The organism is Allosphingosinicella sp. (assembly GCF_036570505.1).
GTDB lineage: Bacteria > Pseudomonadota > Alphaproteobacteria > Sphingomonadales > Sphingomonadaceae > Allosphingosinicella.
The window spans coordinates 38418-59135 of sequence record NZ_DATCYB010000047.1; the positions used below are offsets into that span (position 1 = coordinate 38418).

At 62.8% G+C, this 20718-nt stretch carries 15 protein-coding genes; 7 read left to right on the forward strand and 8 right to left on the reverse strand.

Annotation, left to right across the window (positions count from 1 at the left end):
* Positions 1 to 46 precede the first annotated feature (46 nt).
* The 5 genes from VIR62_RS04385 to VIR62_RS04405 all read left to right on the forward strand — a co-directional run bounded on the left by VIR62_RS04385 (position 47) and on the right by VIR62_RS04405 (position 6812).
* Positions 47 to 1312 carry a TolC family protein gene (locus VIR62_RS04385; protein ID WP_431869018.1) on the forward strand — a complete coding sequence of 422 codons (1266 nt, stop codon included), beginning with the start codon at positions 47 to 49 and terminating at the stop codon, positions 1310 to 1312.
* Positions 1312 to 2868, forward strand: a complete 1557-nt coding sequence (locus VIR62_RS04390; protein WP_431869020.1) for an efflux RND transporter periplasmic adaptor subunit — start codon at positions 1312 to 1314, stop codon at positions 2866 to 2868. The genes VIR62_RS04385 and VIR62_RS04390 overlap by 1 nt, the downstream gene beginning before the upstream one ends.
* Positions 2865 to 6044: an efflux RND transporter permease subunit gene (locus tag VIR62_RS04395; protein WP_431869021.1), complete on the forward strand. Its 3180-nt coding sequence runs from the start codon at positions 2865 to 2867 to the stop codon at positions 6042 to 6044. The genes VIR62_RS04390 and VIR62_RS04395 overlap by 4 nt, the downstream gene beginning before the upstream one ends.
* Positions 6045 to 6073: 29 nt before the next feature.
* The gene (locus tag VIR62_RS04400; protein ID WP_431869022.1) at positions 6074 to 6541 is read left to right on the forward strand and encodes a hypothetical protein; all 468 of its coding nucleotides are present in this window, start codon (positions 6074 to 6076) and stop codon (positions 6539 to 6541) included.
* A 139-nt stretch (positions 6542 to 6680) separates the two neighbouring features.
* Entirely contained in the window at positions 6681 to 6812 is a 132-nt protein-coding gene (locus VIR62_RS04405) for a hypothetical protein (RefSeq protein WP_431869024.1), read from the forward strand.
* A gap of 896 nt (positions 6813 to 7708) precedes the next feature.
* On the opposite strand, the gene VIR62_RS04410 is transcribed toward VIR62_RS04405, so the two are convergent.
* Genes VIR62_RS04410 through VIR62_RS04420 form a run of 3 tightly spaced genes read right to left on the reverse strand, consistent with a single transcriptional unit; the run spans position 7709 to position 10013 of the window.
* Positions 7709 to 8164, reverse strand: coding sequence for a DUF2231 domain-containing protein (locus VIR62_RS04410; RefSeq protein WP_431869025.1), 456 nt, complete (start codon positions 8162 to 8164; stop codon positions 7709 to 7711).
* A 32-nt stretch (positions 8165 to 8196) separates the two neighbouring features.
* Positions 8197 to 8541, reverse strand: a complete 345-nt coding sequence (locus tag VIR62_RS04415) for a c-type cytochrome (RefSeq protein ID WP_431869027.1) — start codon at positions 8539 to 8541, stop codon at positions 8197 to 8199.
* Positions 8538 to 10013 carry a PQQ-dependent sugar dehydrogenase gene (locus tag VIR62_RS04420; protein ID WP_431869028.1) on the reverse strand — a complete coding sequence of 492 codons (1476 nt, stop codon included), beginning with the start codon at positions 10011 to 10013 and terminating at the stop codon, positions 8538 to 8540. Before VIR62_RS04420 ends, VIR62_RS04415 begins: the two co-directional genes overlap by 4 nt.
* Positions 10014 to 10109: 96 nt before the next feature.
* Here VIR62_RS04420 and VIR62_RS04425 point away from each other — a divergent pair, with 96 nt between their 5' ends.
* Positions 10110 to 11969: a TonB-dependent receptor plug domain-containing protein gene (locus VIR62_RS04425; protein WP_431869030.1), complete on the forward strand. Its 1860-nt coding sequence runs from the start codon at positions 10110 to 10112 to the stop codon at positions 11967 to 11969.
* 1073 nt (positions 11970 to 13042) lie between these two features.
* Here VIR62_RS04425 and VIR62_RS04430 read toward each other — a convergent pair.
* The 4 genes from VIR62_RS04430 to VIR62_RS04445 form a co-directional block, all read right to left on the reverse strand.
* The gene (locus VIR62_RS04430; protein ID WP_431869032.1) at positions 13043 to 14080 is read right to left on the reverse strand and encodes an SDR family oxidoreductase; all 1038 of its coding nucleotides are present in this window, start codon (positions 14078 to 14080) and stop codon (positions 13043 to 13045) included.
* Between the two features lie 61 nt (positions 14081 to 14141).
* Complete coding sequence (locus VIR62_RS04435; protein WP_431869034.1) at positions 14142 to 14705, reverse strand: c-type cytochrome; 564 nt, start codon at positions 14703 to 14705, stop codon at positions 14142 to 14144.
* Positions 14706 to 15074: 369 nt separating this feature from the next.
* The gene (locus VIR62_RS04440) at positions 15075 to 16568 is read right to left on the reverse strand and encodes a calcium-binding protein (RefSeq protein WP_431869036.1); all 1494 of its coding nucleotides are present in this window, start codon (positions 16566 to 16568) and stop codon (positions 15075 to 15077) included.
* A gap of 302 nt (positions 16569 to 16870) precedes the next feature.
* Entirely contained in the window at positions 16871 to 17095 is a 225-nt protein-coding gene (locus VIR62_RS04445; RefSeq protein WP_431869037.1) for a GDCCVxC domain-containing (seleno)protein, read from the reverse strand.
* A gap of 477 nt (positions 17096 to 17572) precedes the next feature.
* On the opposite strand from VIR62_RS04445, the gene VIR62_RS04450 reads away from it, so the two are divergent.
* A complete protein-coding gene (locus VIR62_RS04450) occupies positions 17573 to 18019 on the forward strand; it encodes a MerR family transcriptional regulator (RefSeq protein ID WP_431869039.1) in 447 nt (148 codons plus the stop codon).
* 55 nt (positions 18020 to 18074) lie between these two features.
* On the opposite strand, the gene VIR62_RS04455 is transcribed toward VIR62_RS04450, so the two are convergent.
* A partial coding sequence (locus VIR62_RS04455) for an NAD-dependent epimerase/dehydratase family protein (protein ID WP_431869040.1) occupies positions 18075 to 20718 on the reverse strand: 2644 nt, incomplete at its 5' end.

Here is a 20718-nt window from a genome sequence, read left to right on the forward strand (position 1 = left end):
GCGGAGGCCTTCACGCGCCTTCGCCTGCCCCGGCAGGAAAACACCCATGAAACCTTTCGCCTCTCCCTGGCGCGGATCGGTGACGACGGCGCTCGCGCTCGCCGTCGCCCAACCGCAGCCTGCGCTCGCCCAAGCCGCTCTCAGTCTCGATGAGGCGCTCGCGCTGTCGATCGAGCAGCAACCCGCGCTCAGCGCTTTCACACGCACGGCCAGAGCGGCCGAGGAGGCCGCCGTCGCCGCGCGCCAGCTCCCCGACCCGCAGCTGACGACCGGCATTCAGAACCTTCCTGTCACGGGATCCGAGGCCTTCGACATCAATGCCGACTTTATGACGATGAAGACGATCGGCATCATGCGCACCCAAGTGCGGGAAGCAAAGCGAGAGGCCGCGTCAGCCCGCTATTTGGCCGAAGCCGCCGTGTCCCTCGCCGAGCAGGATGTGCTCGCTCGCCGCATCCAGCGCGAGGTGATGCTGGGTTGGATCGAGGTCATCACGGCCCAGCAGAAGCGGGAGGTTCTAAGCTTTCTCATAGAGAAGCTCGAGGGACGTCAATCGCTCGTCGAAGACAGCATTCTCGATGGCACCGCTACACCGGCCGACGTCATCGCCATCAAAGCCGAGATATCGGCTGCCCGCGCCGAGCTTCTCGCGGCACAAGACGCCGAAGCTGCCGGACGCGCAATGCTCGCGAGGTGGATCGGCGATGCCGCCCAGCGGCCGCTCTCAACGAACCAGCTCCCCCTCTGCCGGCCCTCGAACAAGCAGCAGGCATTATCGGCGGTGGCCGAGCATCCGCTGATCGAGGTGGCCCATCGCCGCGAGACCGTGGCGGAACGCGCCATCGACGTTGCCCGTGCCGATCGAAAGCCCGACTGGGGCTGGTCGGCGATGTACGGCCAGCGCGGCGGCGGGCGCTCGGACATGGTGACGCTCCAGGTCACGATCGATCTGCCGCTCAACAGGTCGCGCCTTCAGAACCGGCGGATTGCCGAGGCCTCGGAACTAGCCGCCGCCGCCCGCGACAGGGCGGAGGACGCGCGCCGCGAAGTAGTATCGGACTTCGAACAGGCCTGGGCCCAATGGAGTGCCGCGAACGCCCGGCTCATCACCACCCTTGGCGACACCTTGCCGGCACTGGAGGCGGTCGAGCGCGCCCTGGAGGCAAGGGTCGCCGGCGGCCAGCCCGCGCTGACCGACGTCCAGGCTGCGAGCGAACGAACAACCCGAACCGCGCTTGAAGTCATCGAGCAACGCGCCGCGCTCGCCCGCGCCAGCGCTGATCTGAGCTTCTATGTCGAGGAGTGCGCCTGATGGTGGCTGACCGAATTCTCGGACCGTTCCGGTCCATGGACCGCCAGAAGCGAACGATGATGGTCGCCGGGCTGGCGCTCGCGATTTCGACCGCCGGCGTCGGGTATTGGGCCGGTTCATCCGGCGTGTTCACGGAGAACGGATCGTCCGCCGGCGCGCAAGAGGGCGAGACCGTCGATGGGGTGGTCCAGGACGGTTCGGGCCGGAAGGTGCTCTACTGGTACGATCCGATGATCCCGATGGAGCGCTATGACGCTCCGGGCAAATCGTCGATGAACATGGAGCTCATCCCCAAATATGCGGATGAGGCCGCTGACGGCGGCGTGAGAGTTTCGCCGGCCATGGCGCAGAGTCTCGGCGTTAGGATCGGCGAGGCGCAGGTTCGCGATCTTGCGCCGACGGTGCAGGGCGTCGGGCGAGTGCAGATCGACGAACGCCTGATCGAGGAGGTGCAGACCTTCGCTCCCGGCTTCATCGAGAGCCTGGCGGTGCGGGCCGAAGGAGAACCGGTGCGCGCGGGGACTAGGATCGCCAGCGTCTATTCGCCGGAGCTGCTGACCGCCCAGCATGAATATAAATCGCTGCTCGGCATGTCGCGAGACGTGGCGCCCCCGAGCCTGAGACAGGCCGCCCGTAGCCGGCTCCGGCTTCTTGGCCTCTCCAATGACGCCATCCAGCGTCTCGAAAACGGCGGCTCTCCGCAACGCACCTACGCCGTTACCGCACCCGCGTCCGGGATCGTGACGGAAATCGGCGCCCGCCCCGGCGCCAGGGTGGAGCCGGGTCAGTCGATCGTCACCATCGCCGGCCTATCGCGGGTCTGGGTGGTGGCGGAAATCCCTGAGGCCGCACTTGGCGAAGTGAATGTCGGCCAGCCGGTCCGGGTTACCTTCGCGGCCTATCCGGGAGAGGTCCGCGAGGGGAGTGTCGATTATATCTATCCGTCGCTCAATCCCGAGACCCGAACAGCGCGCGTCCGCGTCACGCTCGCCAACCCCGGGCTTCGGCTGAAGGAAGGTATGTTCGCCAACGTGACCGTGCAAGGAACCGGCGGCACGACCCTTACGGTGCCGAGCGAGGCGGTCATCGCAACCGGAGAGCGGACCGTCGTCATCACGCGGCGGAATGGAGCCTTCGTCCCGGTCGAGGTGCGGACGGGCACGGTGGCGAACGGCTTCACCGAAATTCTGGAGGGACTCAAGTCCGGCGACGAGGTTGTGCTCTCGGGTCAGTTCCTGATCGACTCGGAGGCCTCGCTCTCAGGCGTTGTCGACCGCCTCGATGCGGCGGCTCCGACGGCCGACGAAGCCGCCACGCGGCTAGCCCGGGGCACCGGAACCATCCAATCGCTCGATCCGACGCAGCGCCGGATAACCATCGCCCACGGTCCGATCCCGACAATGAATTGGCCGGCGATGACGATGACCTTCGGCGTCCGGCAAGCCGAGATGCTTCGCGGCTTCAAGCGGGGGGACCGCGTCGACTTCGCCTTTCCAAAGGAGCAGCAGGGCGGCGCCTATGTGATCGAGCAGCTGTCGCGGGATGCCGGCCAGTGATCGCAAGCATCATCCGCTGGTCGGCGGCGAACCGGCTGCTCGTCCTTCTTGGTGCGTTCTTCATCGCGGCAATAGGAATCTATTCGGTGTCACGGACGCCGCTTGACGCCATTCCCGACCTGTCGGACGTGCAGGTGATCGTCCGAACGCCCTATCCTGGCCAGGCGCCGGAGATCGTCGAGGCGCAGGTCACCTATCCGCTCACCACCACGATGCTGTCGGTGCCGAAGGTGAAGGCGGTGCGCGGCTTCTCCTTCTTCGGCGATTCCTATGTGACCGTCATTTTCGAGGACGGAACCGACCTCTATTGGGCGCGCTCCCGCACGCTCGAATATCTAAGCCAGGCAGGCGGGCTCCTGCCCGAAGGCGTGACGCCGGCGCTGGGACCGGACGCCACCGGCGTCGGCTGGGCCTTTCAATATGCGCTCGTCGACCGCACAGGTCAGCACGACCTCGGGCAGCTGCGCGCGCTTCAGGACTGGTTCCTCAAATATCAGCTGAAACAAATCCCCGGCGTGGCCGAGGTCGCATCGCTCGGCGGAATGGTCCGGGCCTACCAGATCCAGCTCGATCCCGAGCGTATGCAGATCTACGGCGTCTCCGTCCAAGAGGTAATCGAGGCCGTCCAGGAGGCGAATGACGAAGCCGGCGGCGCCGTCATCGAGCGCGCCGAAGCCGAATATATGGTCACCGTCGGCGGCTATCTCGAGGATCTCGACGACTTCCGTAATATCCCTCTGTCGACCGAAGGCGGGACACCGGTCACGGTCGGCGACGTGGCGCGGGTTCAGATTGTGCCCGACTTCAGGCGCGGCATCGCCGAGCTCAACGGCGAGGGCGAGGTTGTCGGCGGGATCATCGTTGTCAGGCAAGGCGCCGACACGCTCTCGGTGATCGAACGGACCAAGGAAAAGCTCGCGGAGATCAAGGACGGGCTGCCCCCGGGGGTCGAGGTGGTCACCACCTATGACCGCTCTTCGCTAATCGAGCGGGCGGTCGAGAATCTCTGGGAGAAGCTGTTTGAGGAATTCCTGGTCGTTGCGCTGGTGACGGCCCTGTTCCTCCTTCACCTCCGCTCCGCCCTGGTCGCCATCATCATGCTGCCGCTGGGCGTGCTGGCGGCGTTCACAGTGATGTATTTCCAGGGCGTCAACGCCAACATCATGTCCTTGGGCGGCATCGCGATCGCAATCGGAGCGATGGTCGATGCAGCGGTCGTCATGATCGAGAACGCGCACAAAAAGCTTGAACATGCCAAGGACGAAGAAGGAGAACTTACGGAGCAGCGGCGTCGCCAGGTGCTTACCGAGGCAGCTGTAGAGGTTGGCCCGGCCCTGTTCTTCTCGCTCCTGATCATCACCCTTTCTTTCCTCCCCGTCTTCACATTGGAGGCGCAGGAGGGTCGGCTGTTCAAGCCGCTCGCGTTCACCAAGACCTATGCGATGGCGGCGGCGGCTGGGCTTTCGATCACGCTCGTCCCCGTATTGATGCTGATGTTCATCAAGGGCCGCGTCCGGCCGGAGACCGACAATCCAGTAAACCGGGCGCTGATCGCCGCCTATCGTCCGACCCTCGTCTGGGTGCTGCGCCGGCCGAAGCTCACTCTCGGCATTGCGGCGGCTGCGCTGGCGCTGACCTTCATTCCGGCCAGCCAGCTCGGCGGCGAATTCATGCCCCCGATGAACGAGGGCGACATCCTCTACATGCCAACGGCCTTGCCCGGTCTCTCGGCGTCCAAGGCGTCACAGCTCCTGCAGGTGACCGGCCGGATCATCAAGACGGTGCCGGAGGTGAAGACGGTGTTCGGCAAGGCCGGCCGCGCCGACACCGCGACCGATCCCGCGCCCCTCGAGATGTTCGAGACGCTGATCCAGCTGAAGCCGAGGAGCGAGTGGCGGCCCGGCATGACGATGGACAAGATCATCGAGGAGCTGGATTCCAGGCTCAAGATTCCGGGGCTCGCCAATGTCTTCGTGCAGCCGATCCGAAACCGCATCGACATGCTGGCGACCGGCATCAAGACCCCGGTCGGTGTCAAGATTTCCGGGCCCGATCTCGCGACGCTGGACCGCCTGGGCCGCCAGGTTGCGCAGGCGGTGAAGCAAATTGAGGGAACGTCCTCGGCGGTATCGGACCGCATCTCTGGCGGCCGCTACATCAATGTCGAGATCGATCGTCTCGCCGCCGCCCGCTACGGCCTGTCGGTCGAGGACGTCCAGGCGACGGCCGCGACGGCCGTGGGCGGCGAGCAGATCGGCGAAAAAATTGAAGGACTCGCCCGTTTCCCAATCGAGGTCCGCTTCCCGCGCGAGACCCGCGATAGCGTCCAGGCGCTTCGCCAGTTGCCGATCATTGCGCCCTCGGGCGCGGTGGTGACGCTCGGCATGGTCGCGGACATCGCGATTGAGGACGGTCCAACGATGATCAAAAGCGAGAATGCCCAGCCGTCGGTCTGGGTCTATGTCGACGTCCGCGATCGTGACGTGGTTGGATATGTCAACGAGGCGCAAGAACGGGTCGCCGAAGCTATCGACCTCCCGCCCGGTTACTCAGTCGCCTGGTCCGGCCAGTTCGAATATGCCCAACGCGCCGCTCAACGGATGATGTGGGTGGTGCCGGCGACGATCGGCATCATCTTCCTGCTCTTGTTTCTCGCCTTCGGCAGGGTGCGACAACCGCTGATCATCCTGCTGACGTTGCCGTTCGCGCTCGTCGGCGGCGTATGGCTCATCTATCTCCTCGACCACGCCGTCTCCATCGCCACGGCGGTGGGCTTCATCGCCCTCGCCGGTCTCGCGGCGGAGTTCGGGGTGGTGATGCTCGTCTATCTCGACCGCGCCATCGAGGCGCGCGTGGAAGCGGGACGCTTCTCTAAACCGGAGCATCTGGACGAGGCGCTGATGGATGGTGCGGTGCTGCGGGTGCGGCCGAAGGCGATGACGGTGGCGGTCATACTCGCCGGCCTGTTTCCGCTGCTCATCGGCACCGGTACCGGCTCGGAAGTCATGCAGCGGCTAGCGGCGCCCATGGTGGGGGGTATGGTCACCGCCCCGCTGCTATCGCTGTTCGTGCTGCCGGCAATCTATAAGCTGCTTGGTCCCAAGCACTTCATAAGGAGGGCAGACGATGTGGGTGAGCCTTCTGTCGCGTTAGGGGCAAGACCAGAGCCTGCGTAATAGAAAGAGATGAGAAGGAGGCTTCGACGATGAAGCTCGGATCACTCGTCACGACAGTCACGATGGCTACGCTCATGACAGCGTGCTCGCCCGGCGAGACGCAGAATTCCGGCCAGACGACGATCATGGGTTCTGACATGCCGATGATGGGCAAACAATTCGAGATGCCGTCCCAAGGTGGCATGATGAGCGGAAGCATGATGGAGGACATGCGCTCTATCCGCAGCCTGCTCGCCAATCATGAGAAGGTGGAGCGCCGGGTCGAGGATATTCCGAATGGCGTTCGCACTGTCACCACCAGTGATGATCCGGAGGTCGCCGCCCTCATTCGCCGGCACGTGCGACAAATGGCTGCCCGATATGATCGCGATCGGCCCATTCGCATGATGGACCCGGTGTTCAGAGAGCTTTTCCGTAACCGAGACCGGGCTTCGCTGGAATATAAGGATATCCCAGGTGCATCCGCGTTACCCACACGTCCGATGACCCCAACGTAGTGCTCCTGATCCGGCAGCACGCGCACCGCTTCGTGAGCGAAGCCGCCGAGGAGGGAATGAGCAGAGCCATGCGGCCGACGCCGCTTCCGAACGGCTATAGCCCCCCGCCTCCTAAAAGTGGCCAACAAAGGAGCGAACGATGACCTGTGGAGACATGATGATGCAAGGTGGTGGAATGATGATGATCGGAATGGGCTTGGTTTGGCTGCTCACTATTGTGGCGCTGCTGCTTGGGATCGCGGCGCTCATTAAGTATCTTCGCGCAAAGTGACGGCAGCTCGGATGCTCGGTTTCAGAGGCGTCGGAGCGCAGGCGTCGGCGGAGCAATGCTCAATTGCGTGAACCGTTGACCGTTTGGCTTATTCCCCCGACCCCCTGCTATCCTGATCATGATCAATCCATTTTGCCGCAACTCGACCCCCCACTTCACCAGCCACGAGAAAAGCCACGAGCCAGAGGTCGGCGAGTAGCACGTCTTCCGTCGTAAGGAAGAACCAGGCAGCCCCCGCCACTCCCGCGACCCCCACCCCGAAGCGAACTATCTCTGCCCGCGAGGCGTGAGGCCTATTCTCGTTCCCCATATCGACAGGGCTCCTTCGCCCCTCTACGACCGCCCTTCACTTGTACGAAATCCGACGCAGACGCGCAGAGGCGTGCGGCTCATCCGTCTCAATGAACTATACGCGTCTATACGCACGGTCCCTCATGGCAAACGCTGTAGAAAGACGGAGAACCTCGCTGTCCCTTCGGAATTTCCACCACCAGTAGCTCGTAGGGCTACTCTCTATGAAGTGGGTGGAAGGGCGACGAACTCGACTACGGCCACGGCGTAGAGGTGCTCGATTGGCATTCCGGCTGAAACGTTCTCGGAGTGCATGTGGCCAAATCAGGGCCGGACGGTCGATAAGGTTCGACCGCCGTAGTCAATGCTGCCGAAGGAGACTGCTGCTCAACATCGAATGTCGAGCTTTGGAAGCTGCGGACATCAGCGGTCTGGCTCCACGCCTCGACGTCGCACAACAGCCTGGCTGGGTGTCCGGTTCGGGTCATGGCGGCAGATGCGCTGAATGAGGAAAACGCAGGCGGCTTGTGACCCGATCTAAACATTCGCTGCTACTGCTCAGCACGAACAGGCGACCATTCGAATGTCTGCCTGTGGAGAAGCACCTATACTCCCTGGTTGGGGATCCCGACACGATGGCGGTAGACAAGATCGCCGCCTCGCCAGCCGGTGAATAGGAGGAGAATCCCGACGGCCGCTGAAATGATAAGACCGACCGGCACGATCGCACCTTCCGGATCCCCGAGCCGGATCAGAAGGTTTACGATCGTCAGCAGGACCGCGATCACGTTCCCGATCATATGCTGCCAGGCATGCGACAATCCCCTGATCCGGCGGTCGCCGAAGAAGTCGATAAATCCAGCTACCGCCGCGAGTGCGGCCGCGATGATCGCCGCCACCAGCAGGTAAACGGAGGCCGTAGCCCAGAACGCGTCCGTGGTTTGCCAGTAGATAAGGTCGCTCACCAAGGTTCCGACGAGGAAGGCGATCGGAAACGGTATCAGCATCGGATGGATCGGGTGGTCCGCGATTCTTGCGGTGCTCTTCGGGTTTTCGAGCATTAACAACTCCTCTCAAAGCGGACCGGGCCCACCTAGCCGCGCCCCCGCATATGCTCCAGATATTCCACGATCGCATCGAGCTCCTCGGGACTGACATGCTCCTCGGAGAAGGAGAGCATGGCGCCGAGGCCGTTGCGGACCTGGAACTTGATCAGGAATTCCGGCAGCGGCTTGTTGTTGATGCCGGGCGCGAGCCCCGCCTCGCCGCGCGGATGGCAGACGCTGCACTCGCGCATGAAGACGCGCTCGCCGAGCGCCACCTGCGGGTCGGCGATCGCCATCGGCCCCGCGACCGGCACGCTGCGCCGGGCACTGCCGCAGGCGGAAAGGGCGAGCAAGGCCAGCGCGAGCGCCGGGAGGGCGGTGATGCACTTCATCGTGCGGTCCCCGTCCGGGTGATCCGCCAGACCGCACCGGTGCCGGGCCGTGGATAATTGCCGCGCTCGTCGGAGGTCAGTACGCCGAAGTCGACGACGTAGAGCGCCGTCCCGGCGGGATCGAAGCGGACCGCCACCGGCCGCTCCAAGCCGCCGTGGTTGCCCCAGGAAGCCGGGCCCTGCAACTCGCCGCGATTGACGGCGAAATCATGGACCACGCCCGTGGCGACATCAACCTTCACCACCTTGAAGCCGACCGGCGCCAATGTCTTGCCGACGCCGGGCACCATGTCCCCGAGCTGCGCGACGAAGGCCTGGCCGACATTGCCGAAGGCGGGATTGCGCGAGAAATCAAAGCCGTCGGCGGAGGCATGGACGCCGAAGGCGGCGACCGGCTCGGGCGGCTGGCTAGGATGGCGGGCGAGGAGCGGACGCATCGGCGGCCCCGGGTGGGACTTGCCCCTATTCTCCTCGTCGAGCAGATGGCCGGCATAGAAATCGGGCCAGCCGTACCAGCGGCCCGGCTCAATGACGTACATCAGATCGCCGGTGCCGAACACCGGTCGGCTGCCGCGTTCGTCAAAGCCATTGTCGGTCACGTAGAGACGGCCGTCGGACGAGAAAGCCAGGCCGAAGGGGTTGCGGAAGCCCCACGCCACCAGCTCGGGCGGGCCGCCGCTCGGCCGGACGCGCATGATCGCGCCGGTGCAGGGCACCTGACCGCCCACGACCTGTCCCGGCGTGGTGACCGTGCCGAATGGAACGTAAGCGCCGGTCGTGACCTGCTCCGGATCACCCGGAAGCGGGGAATCGGGCGCGCCCCTGAATGGATTGTCGCTGGTGAAGTTCTCACCGGCGAGCACGATCTCCTCGCATGGGATGTCGTGGTGGCGGGGCGCGCGCTTCAGCCACCCGAACTCGTAATTGTCGGGCCCAACCACGCCCGAGTTGGTGGCCGTCCCCTGACCGAAATAGAGCCAACCATCGGGGCCGATCGCCGGTCCATTGGTATGGTGGTCGCCTTCGGAAGGAAGGCCTTCGAGGACGGTCGAAATGCTTCCATTTAGATCGACCCGGAGGATGGCGCCGAAGCTGGCGACGTAAAAAGCGCCGTCGTCGAAAACCACGCCGGTCCACGGCCCGCCCTCGCCGCTAGCGACGACGGTCGTCGCGCCGCCAGGCTCAAGCCGCAGCAGGCGCGGCGTCGTGAATACCTCGCCATAGGAATAGCCAGCTTCGAGCACGTAGGGCCGGCCGCTTGCGTCGAACGCGATTCCGGTGGGGAAGGTAAGGCCGCTCGTGACGAGCTCGATCTCATAGCCGGGCTCGAGCAGGACGTCGGCCGTATTGAAGCGGCGTTCGCCACTGAATTCGGTGTAGGCGCCGCCCTGGGTCGGGAGCATGGCGAAGCAGCCCGAGAGGCCGCCCGCGAGAAGCGCCAAAAGTGCCAGGCGGCTTATTCCGGCTTTCATCAGCTCGACCCCTGTCGGCGGGGAGCGCACGAACTCCGTTCCACCGCAGAAACCAAATGCCTTGCCTGCTTGATAGTTCCCACTTAGCCACCGAGCATGACGCCGGGCACAGTTCAGCGGGCGAGGTGCCGCATCGGCGGCCTGATCTTCCTGCTCGCCGCCGCGCCTGCCGGGGCCCAGGAGGCTATCATCGTCACCGGCTCCCGGACCGGGCCCGATGAGACGAGCACGGCCGTTGTCACGGCCGAGGATATCGAGCGCACGCAGCCGGTGACCGCGCTGGAGCCGCTCGACCGCGTCGCCGGCGTGCGCGCCTTCAGCAAGGGCGGCCTTTCCTATCTGTCGGTTCGCGGCGGCGAGCCCAACTTCACGCTCGTCCTGCTCGACGGGATCAGGGTCAACGACCCGACGAACAGTCGTGGCGGCGCCTACGATTTCGAGCAGATCGACCCGTTCGCGCTCGAGCGGATCGAAGTTGCGCGCTCGTCCCTGTCGGCTGTGCATGGCGCCGATGCCTTGTCCGGTGTCGTGCACCTGCGGCTGAAAAGCCCTTCCCCCGGCGAGAGCTTCGGCTCCGCCCGTATGATGGCCGACACGCAGGGCTCTATCGGGCTTACCGGCACCGCCGCCTACGGCTGGGCGGACGGCGGCCTGCTCGTCAGCGGCAGCCGGTTCGACAGCGGCGATTTGTTCGAGGGTGTGGATCTTAGGCGCTGGCAGGCTTTCGGTCGGGTGACCCAGCGGCTGGGGGACGTGGCTCTCAGAGGCTTGGCGCTCCATGGTCGCAGCGAACGGACCGCCTTTCCGGAGGACAGCGGCGGACCGCGATTGGCCGTCGTCCGCGAGCGGGAGAGGCGCGATGCGCGCCTGACGGTGGTCAGCCTTGAAGCGTCACGCGCAACGCAAGCGGCGGTCCAGCCGAGACTGACGCTGAACTGGTCGAGGCAGCGGAGCGACGCTAATACACCGCCGATCGCGCCGGGCGTGCTTCCAGGCGTTCCCCGGATCATCGCCGATAGCCGGTTCGACCGACTGGAGGCCATTGCAGACGTGCGGCTCCGTCCGTCCGACATCCTGACTCTCGCCGCCGGAGCGAGCTACATTCGGGAGAAAGGTGAAAGCGATGGCTTCATCGACATCGGCTTTCCCATTCCAGCCGACTTCTCCATTGCGCGGTCGGTCCGCAGTCTATTCGCAGAGGCGACGGTCGCCTCGGGGCCGGTCAGCCTGACCGCCGGACTGCGCTACGACCACGCCTCCAGGGAGGGCGGCGCCCTCACCACGCGGACCGGCGTCCGCGTCTTTCTGGCCCCCGCGACTGCGGTATTCGCGGACTTTTCGGAAGGCTACAAGCTGCCCAGCCTGTTCGCTCTCGCCTATCCGGTCATCGCCAATCCTGATCTCGAGCCGGAGCGCGGCCGAACTCTCACCATCGGCGTGGAGCAAAGCGTCGGTGCCGGCCAGCTTCGGGCCGCGTTCTTCCAGAGCCGGTTCAAAAACCTCATCGATTTCGATGTCGAACGCTTCACCAACGTCAACCGTGCCCGCGTCAGGAGCCGAGGGATCGAGGTGGAAGCGTCGGCCCCGATCTCCACCCGGCTCAACGTCCAATCTGCCCTCACCTACATGGACGTAGACAATCAACCCGGTGCGCCGCATCTCCGCTCACGACCGGATTGGCAAGGCTCGGTAGCGCTCGACTGGCGCGCCAGGGATCGCCTGACCCTCTCCTTCGCCGGGAGGTTCAATAGCCGATTTTTCGACTCCTCCGTGCCGACCGGCCTGGTCGTGCAGCCGGGGCATGTGGAAGTGGACGTCACCGCAGCTTATCAGTTCACGGACGAGCTCGCCGTGCGGGTCACCGGTCGGAATCTAACGTCCGCCAATTATCAAGACGCGGTAGGTTTTCCCGCGCCGGGCAGGCTGATCCGGATCGGGATCAGTGGTCGATTCTAATCCTCATGGGATTGTTCGCGAGCCGTGAGCTGGGACTGCAATTCGCCGATCCGCCGATCAAGCGTCTCTACGTCCGCCGGATTCGCGTGCCTCTTTTCCGCTCTCGCCTGAGTCAGCAATTCACGCCAAAACTGTAGAGTGTCTTGATGGACAGGATAGCCCCGGAGCCGTTCGGCGCTCGCGATGGCGGCTCTGAGATCGTCGATAATATTGCCGTGTACCTTCAAAATGGAGCGCCGTCAGCCCTTTGGAGTCTTACCAAAGACCGGCTTTAGCGTCTGGCCCTTCGCCGTTCCAGCTCGCATCATGCGGTCGTACCTCGAGGCGAGCTCTTGGTGGCTCTCCCTGGCTTCCGATGACACGGCGGTGTCTGCGGCTTCGCGTTCTTCCCGAGCGCGCCGCGTATAGAACTCCAGGTCCGTTTCCATCGCGCCCTCCCGAGTCGACCGTGGATGAGAGCACATCCTTCTACTCCTGCGCTCAAATGCAGTTAACGTCCAAATCGGCTCTCTTATGCCTGGGTGGCAGCTCCCGTGGCGGGGTTCTTCTCTCCGTAAACCAGATTCAGATAGATGCCGGCGAGGGGGTAATGCGCCTTGACGGCCTCCGGGTGCTCCGACCTTTGAGCGCTCTCCAACTCTTCTTCCGCTCGGCTTAAGTAGTATGATCGATCTTCAGGAGACATGGTTAACCTCAGGTGCTGATTATGAACGGGTTGACAGAATTGAGGTTCCGGACGCCTGATATCGTGGACAGGCTCCCAGCGCCACGGGCGCACTCGCCGAGCATCAAGATGTGCAGTCCGATATCGCGCGGTACTAGGCAGGCGAGCACCTCGCTCGAGCCATAGCCGGTATCGGCATTCAGCTTGCCGGGCTATAGCCCGAGATCGTCTTAGGTATCACCGCCGCCTGTCGGCTTACGGATAAACTCACCTTCCGGGTCACCGGCCGGAATCTCACGTCCTTGAGCTATCAAGAGGCAGTGGGCCTTCCTGCATTTGGCAGGCTGATCCGAGTGGGATCACTAGTCGGCTCTAAGCACTCGCGACCGCGATGGGAGTGCCACTGCCGTTATCGCGCCGGATGCGGCGAAGCGCCTTCAAGCATCTTGGGCTTCGTCAGCAGTCCGCTCAAGAAAACGCCTGCCAGACCAAAAGCGAGTCCTACTGCAGCGGTCCTCCAGGGCCGCGTCTGCATCGCTGTGTACAAGCTAACCTTGCGGAGATAGCCGCTCTGGTCGCCGTAGACATGTCCGTAGCTTCCCGGACCGTGGAGGCCCTCAGAGTTGCGCTTCTGCCGCTTTGGGTCGCGTGCGGTCTTGAAGAAAGCAAAGGCATAGAGCCGGTCAGATAAGCGAGGGGCCAGCCGCGCGAAAAGTGTCATCGCTCGTCCCGCTCCACCAACGAGGACAGAGCGGGTCGGATTTTCGGCTGCGTGAAGGATCGCATCAGCCACGATTTCGGGCGCGTATACCGGCGGGGGCACGCGTGAAGCAGCATCCATATAGTTCTCAGCATGATCGCCGAAGGGCGTGTGAATGCCGCTCGGCTTGATCAGCGTCACTGAAACGGGGGCCTTGTCATGCATGAGCTCTAGGCGCAGCGAGTCCGTGAAACCCTTCACCGCGAACTTGCTGGCTGTATAAGCGCTGAGGATCGGCGCCGGCATCTCCGAGGAGATCGAGCCGATATTGATTAGAGCGCCGCCACGCTCCCGCAGATGCTTCAGCGCCTCGGTCGATCCGTGGACCACGCCCCAGTAGTTCGTCTGGAAAAGACGATGATGGTCTTCATCGCTGATCTCCTCCAGCTTCGCGTAGGCACCTACGCCAGCATCATTTACCCAAGTATCGAACCCGCCGAAACGGTCCACGACGGTGTCCACAACATGGCGGACCTCTTCGCGAACCCCGACGTCGGCCGCCACGTAGTCGGCTCTGCCGCCATCAGCCCGGATCTCGCTACAGACGTTATCCAGCGCTTCCTCGTCGCGCGCGACCAGAACCACCTGGGCGCCCTCCTCCGCAGCGCGTCTGGCCGTCGCCAAACCGATACCGGAAGTGCCGCCGGTGATGACGATAGTTTGCTGATCGATCGGCTTGAGTTTCATTATACTTTCCTCTGGCCTGTGAAGACTGGGGAGGCGGAAGATCTCGCGCGGCAGGGTGGTCTCAGTGGGTGTGGGATCTGCTCCCTTCACTTCCACCTCCCGCCCCTTCCGGAAAAGCTCGGTATTGTCCTGGCCGCATCGCCGGCAGACGTTCGACGAATGCCACGATGTTCCATATCTCTTCGTCAGAATGGCTAGCGCCGAAAGACGGCATTCCAGTCATCTTGATGCCATACTTCACAATCCAAAAGACCTCGCTCGGGGTCCAATGTTCGAGTTCCGGACCCAGTTCCGGCGGACGCGGCCGCAAGCCTCGAGCGAACTCGGCACGCTGAGTGCCGGGGCCACCGTGACACTGCTCGCACATCGATTTGTAGTGCTCAGCTCCCGCCATAACATTCGCTTCGGTGAAGCGGGTGGGAGCCTCGATATCTGCTGCTCTCGCGGCAACGGAGTTCTTCATGTTAGTCTCGAGAATCCAGTTACCCAGGCCCGTGTGCGGCGCGGATGCCGCAACGTTATAGGCGCCAGTGAAAATCGTGATCAGCACTACAAGAGCAAATAGAACCAGGGCGCCAACACCGCCGAGAAGAAGAAGGCTAAGAGGCCGCCTAAACTGCGCCATATCGTTTACCCACCTCTACCGTCGGCTGATTCGGGATAAAGCCGTTCCTCGGAGGAGCGGCCCCGTTCGCCCAACCACGGCGCCACTTCTCCCTTCTTCAAATGCTCTACCGCATGGTCGACCGCATCAGAGGCATTGCGAATCGCAGTGAGCCCAGCGCGCCCAAGAGAATGGAATTGGATTGGCGGCGCTTTCTCTTCTCGCAGACCCTTGGCAGGTTCAACGCCAACCCCGTGTTGATAAACCATCTTACCTCCGAGCGAGGCGGTATAAGCGTCACAGCCAATCCCGGCTGGAACCTTCGTTGCATCACGTGCTCGACCAACTCGTTCAGAGCAGCAGCCGGAACCTACCCAAGGTACGTTCGAACTAACCGAACATGTTGTCGGTGGCTTGAATGAACTCCGAACCCTCAGTGCTTATGCCAGGCACGAACTGAGGGCCGCTGTTGAACATGAAGTCATCCTGGACGAGGTCATTCTTGAAAACACCTTTCAAAAGGATCGAATCCTCGCCGCCGTCCCAGGCGATCAGGACGCCCTCGTCCGTATCGTTGATGATAAGCTCATCAGCGCTGATATCCAGAAGAGCAACGTGGTCAAAAGATCCTGGCCCGGCGGTAAAATCGAGCACGACATCATCGCCGCTGTTTCGATCGACAATGAACGCGTCGGCGCCCGTGCCACCGACGTATATGTCGTTCCCCTCGGCACCTTCGAGCATGTCGTGCCCGGCACCGGCGTCGAGATAATCACGCCCTCGCCCCCCGTGCAGGGCATCGGCCATTAGGCCGCCGCTCAGACGGTCATTTCCGTCGCCGCCATCGATCCAGTCTGAACCATCGTCGCCCCGCAGGACATCGTTCCCTGCATCTCCCTGGATGACGTCATTTCCCTGCCGCCCGTCAAAGCGATCATTGCCGCCGCGTCCGATGAAATGGTCCAACCGGGAGGTGCCACGAGGCGCGTCGGCTCGGTCACCGCCGATGATGACGTTGTAGCGGTCGAAGTCGAAGCTGATGCCGCCGTCATCGAGGAGGCTGTCCATCTGCGCGTCGAACGAACGAGCCGTGCCTCTGTTTATTGTGGCACCGCCGATGTCGGGCGGATTCTCGCTGGCGTTCCGCTCCAGTCGGAAGAAATCCGCCCGTATCGGCTCACGCCCCTCCGGAAGGAGATCCCCGCCTTCCACGTCGGTGAACATGAAGTCATCGCGAGACATCTCAGAGACGTTCACGCCCTCAAGAAGGATGGAGCCCTGCCCAGCCGAAACGTCCCAACTCACAAGGGCGCCCGACTCCGTCTGGGTGATGCGAAGATCTCCAGCCGTCATTCCTCGCACGACAACGTGGTCGAAAAGCGCCGGCCCAGCGGTAAAATCCCTAACTACGTCATTGCCGCTCATAGGGTCGATGGCGAACGCATCGGCTCCCAAGCCGCCCACGTAGATGTCGTGGCCAGCACCTCCTTCGAGGTCGTCATGACCGGCACCGGCATCCAGATAATCGTCGCCTTCGTCGCCCGCGAGATCGTCACCTAATTCACCGCCGTACAAGCGGTCGCGTCCGGTTCCGCCGGTCAAACGATCTTGATCGCCGGCGCCGACTAAGAGATCGTTGCCAGCGTCACCGTAAAGGAAATCGTCCTCGCTTCCTCCACTAAGACGATCATTCCCAGCCAAGCCGAAGCTGTAATCTCGGAGTCTTGTCCCAGGAATCCGGTCGCCGTGGTCGCTGCCAATGGTTAGACGGTAGCGATCGAAATCGAACTGAAGTCCGCCGCGATCCTCAATGTATCTATCTGCTCGGTGGTCCACATCCCGGATTTCATACCGATCGCGACCCTTCGAATGTTCTCTACTCATGGGGCTCTCCTGATCTCGCTTTCTCCGTCCCCGCTCGGCAGCTTGCTCGAGTTGCCCTCCCCGTTAGCTACGCAGGGCTCCGCCCTCCCCCTCGGCATGTGGCGAGAAGCAGGATCAGCCGTTCGTGAGTTGCGTTAGAATGCTCTTAGATCCGCTCTCTGGATGAGGAGCAGAACTGTGCGTGTGGCTGGTGCATCCGACGGCCGGCGCGCTTCGCCGCAGCGCCTAATCGACTTTTACTCAAGAATGAGCGCGAACTTTGGAAGCTTGCCGTTTCGACCGTGCCGATGCCTTCTACAGGGCTACGTCCCGCAACAGACGTGGCTCGTGCCCGCCTTCCCTACTTCTTGAACTGGAGGACATGGTATGTCCCCATAGGAGCAAAAGACACAGCAGTCGCCTTTCAATGGACGAAGCAAAACGTCGCAGTGCCTACAGTCGTAGAAAAACTGGCAGGCGTCGGTGGGCATCGTTTCCACGGCGACGCCGCCGCATTTGGGGCAGGTGATAGTCGAAGTAAGTAGCATTACGCGCCTCCAAGAGCCCGCATCAGCGGCGCCTCAATGTAGCCCCAGAAAGCGGAGACCGTCACAAAGGCAGTCGAAAGGCATAGAAGAACGAACGTGCTTCGCCTCGGCGACTCCGTGGTGCAAGTATCGCTTCCGCAGGCCCGCCGCCTGCGGACATAAAAAAACCAACCGACCCCAACGGCAACTATAGCCACGATCGTGACAGGCCAGTGGAAAGGCACCACAGCCGATAGGCCCGCCGATCCCACGCCCAGCACGGCGAGAGCCAGCGGCAGGACGCAGCAGGCGGCTGCTGAGAACAACGCGGTAACGCTCGCTACTGTCCCCAATGTAGCAACGCCTCGCTCAGCAGCCCCCGGCACGCGAGAAGCCTCTGAGGTGAACACAGCCATGGTGTCTTCCGTACGCAAACCTTGCCTCCAACCTTTTCTGCTATATGCAACCTGTAGTCACTACAGGATCAAGACAAATCTGATGGCGAGCTTCACGATCGGTCAACTCTCACGGGAGACCGGCGTCAATACCGAGACAATCCGATATTTCGAAAAGGTCGGTCTACTCTCCTCGCCGCCTCGGACAGGAGGCGGGCACCGCATTTATGGAGAGGACCATCGTCGGACTGTAGGCTTCATCCGGCGAGCTCGGGAGTTGGGCTTCACGCCCGAAGAGGTTCGCGGCATCCTGGCCCTTGGCGGCCCTGCTGACGCCTGCTGCGACGAAGTCCGCGAGATCGCGTCGCGTCACCTCCAAAAAGTCCAGAGCAAGATGGCCGATCTGGCCCGCATGGAGAGACTTCTAGCCTCAACGATCGAACGCTGCTCTGGTGACCATGCTCCGAAGTGCGCAGTAATCAGCATGATTGAAGATGAGCCGGTCGGGCGTCAGCACCGCCGTAGCGAACTGGGGGACAGGCTGGCCTAGCCGACGGCACCCGCCAGCGGGCATACTCGTACAGCTCGTACAGCCCTCTTGCCAATCAGATCACATATTTGTCCCAACCAGCATAGTGCTCAGCGCTCCGCCTACCTCGCGGGAGGCTTAAAACGCTCAGCCCCACACCCACCACGACGCTGGCGACGGTCGCGGTGCCGCTGGCACCCACGAGCAGGAACGGCGCCGCCACCAACCATGCGCCGAACGCCACGTTGACGAAGCGCAGCACTCTCGCGACCTCGGCTGTCGCGATGATCGCGACCGTGATCACAAGCGCGCCCACGAGATGGTCGCTGTTTGCCATGGCGCCTGTCGTTCCGAATATAAGCCGTGTGAACATGAGGAAGCCGCCCAGCATGACGCTCACCGCAAAGGTCCAAGGGAGGGTGATGCCTCGGGTCGTGTCCGCCCAGAAGGTGCCGGGGCTGGCCATCACGTCCGCACTGTCCTCGCGCCCGCCTTCCACGGCGTCGCCGTGGAAGAAAGTCGGGATCAGCGGTTTTCCACGACAGTGGGACCAATAAAGGAACTGGCCCATCGCAATGACCTCATCGAGGGCGAAGGGAATCATGATCACCATCGCTAGGGCAGCAATCAACGCCGGCGTGCTCCAGGTGCCGATCATGATGGGCTGAATGATGATGAAATAGATAGAGATGACCCCGAGCGGAATCACCAATATGCCGAAGAAGGTCACCATCCAGGGCATCGTCCGCCACCGGTCACGAGTGCCCATCACCGCCATCAATATCTCGAAGATATAGCTCACGGCACCGAGTCCAGCGTCGGGGATCGGCCACGCCTTCGAAACGTCAGACGTGATGATCTCCTCGGTCCCGTTCCGGGGATCGGCAGGTGAGCCCATGAAAAACGGCTCCCAGGCTGAATCGATATGACCCAGCTGATAGGCAGTCAGCATCCGCGAGATGAGAAGGCCGACGAGGCCCAAAGCCGCGATGGGAAGCCGCTGTGCGTCGGTGGAGGGGCCATAGGTCCAGCCCGGCGGGATGGACTTGGGGTCCATCATTCCCGCCATGCTCATTCCCGGCATCATCGGCACGAGGACGGAGAAAGCGATCGCCAGCACTCCCACCAGCGTGTCATTAAGGTACTGGGCCGCGCTAGGGCTCCAGAAAATGAGCGGGGCGAACAGCAGCCATATGCCAGTGAAACAGGCCGCCCACTGACCGAACCAAGCGGTGCGCTTTGACAGCGACATGGCGCCAAAGAGCATGAGCAGAAGACCGCTGATCAGATCGCTCGCCATCAGAATTCCCGCCCGCCATTCGACGGGAGGCAATCCCCGGTCGACAGTGACGGCGCGGACAGCGGCGCTTACCGCCTCGCTCGTTACCCCGTCGTAGACGAGCGGGCTCGCCGCTAGCCAGGCCCCCAGCCCGATAACCCCAAAATGCGTCCAGCGAGTCTTGCGGGCATCAGCCTCCATCATGGCCATGTGATCGTGACCGCCGGCATGTTGCATTGCCTGCTCGTTGTGGCCATGGCCGGTCTCTTCCTGACCGTCAGCGGCTCCGTGCGCATGATCCATCGCCAAATGATCCATGTCGCCATGACCACCATCATCGTCGTGCCGCCCCTCCGCCTGCGGACTAGGACGCTGGCCATACCAGGCTACCACGGCTGGATTGAGCTTGTTGGCCTTGTACCAACCTTGGGGATCGCGCTTCAGCGCCGCGACCATCTTCGGAAGGGCGTCTCGCAAACGGTGCTTCGGCTCCCAACCTAGAAGCTCGCCGGCCCGGCTGATGTCGAGGACATAATGATCGTTGCTCGCCTCGACCATCCAGGGTTTGACCGAGCCTCCTGAGCCGAGCACTTCGCTTTGAACCCAGGCGCCTGCCTTGGCGATCGGCTGCGGAATGCGGAAAGTGTCCCACCCCTCGCCGTGGAGGGCGCAGCCGATGATGTCCTGGACTTCCGCATAACCTAGCGCTTCCGGCTCTCCGACCAGCAACGGCAGCTCGCTGGGTAAGTCGCGCCTGCGCTCGACGAGCCTTGTAATCGCGTCCGTCAGGTCATCGATATGGATAAATGACTGGCCCGCGCACAGCATGCCTGGATAGACGTGAGCAATGAGGCGGTGCTCATAGATGCGCGCGATCTGCTCTGCGATGAATGGCTGGTGGCCCTCGTCCTCGTAAACGCCGGCGATGCGCAGGAATACGACCGGTATGTTGTCATGTCGCTCACGGAGGACTGCCTCTGTCCGGACTTTCGATTCCGGATAGGCCCAGCTCGGATCGATCGGAGAATCTTCATTGATGCGCTCGTCGGGAGCATCTGTCGCGCGATGAACCAGCATCGTGCTCGCGTAGACGAACTGCTTGACCTCGAAATGCTGCAGGGCATCGATCAGCCGTCTCGTACCCTCGACGGTAATCTTCTCGTAGAGCGGACTGGGTTCACCTGTAACGTCGTAATAGGCGGCGAGATGGATGACTGAAGCTATGCGATTTCCGAACCGCGATCTCACTTCTTCGAAGGCACTGCGGATTGCTTCATCCGATCCGAGGTCGAAGTCGATGGCGACCGCTGGTGACGGAGGATCCGGAGGCCCGGCCCGGTCAAGTCCGACGACTTGGTAATCGTTGCCGAGCTTCTGAATGACGGCGGAGCCTATGAAGCCACTCGCCCCGGTTACGAGAACGACTCCCTTCGCATTTTCG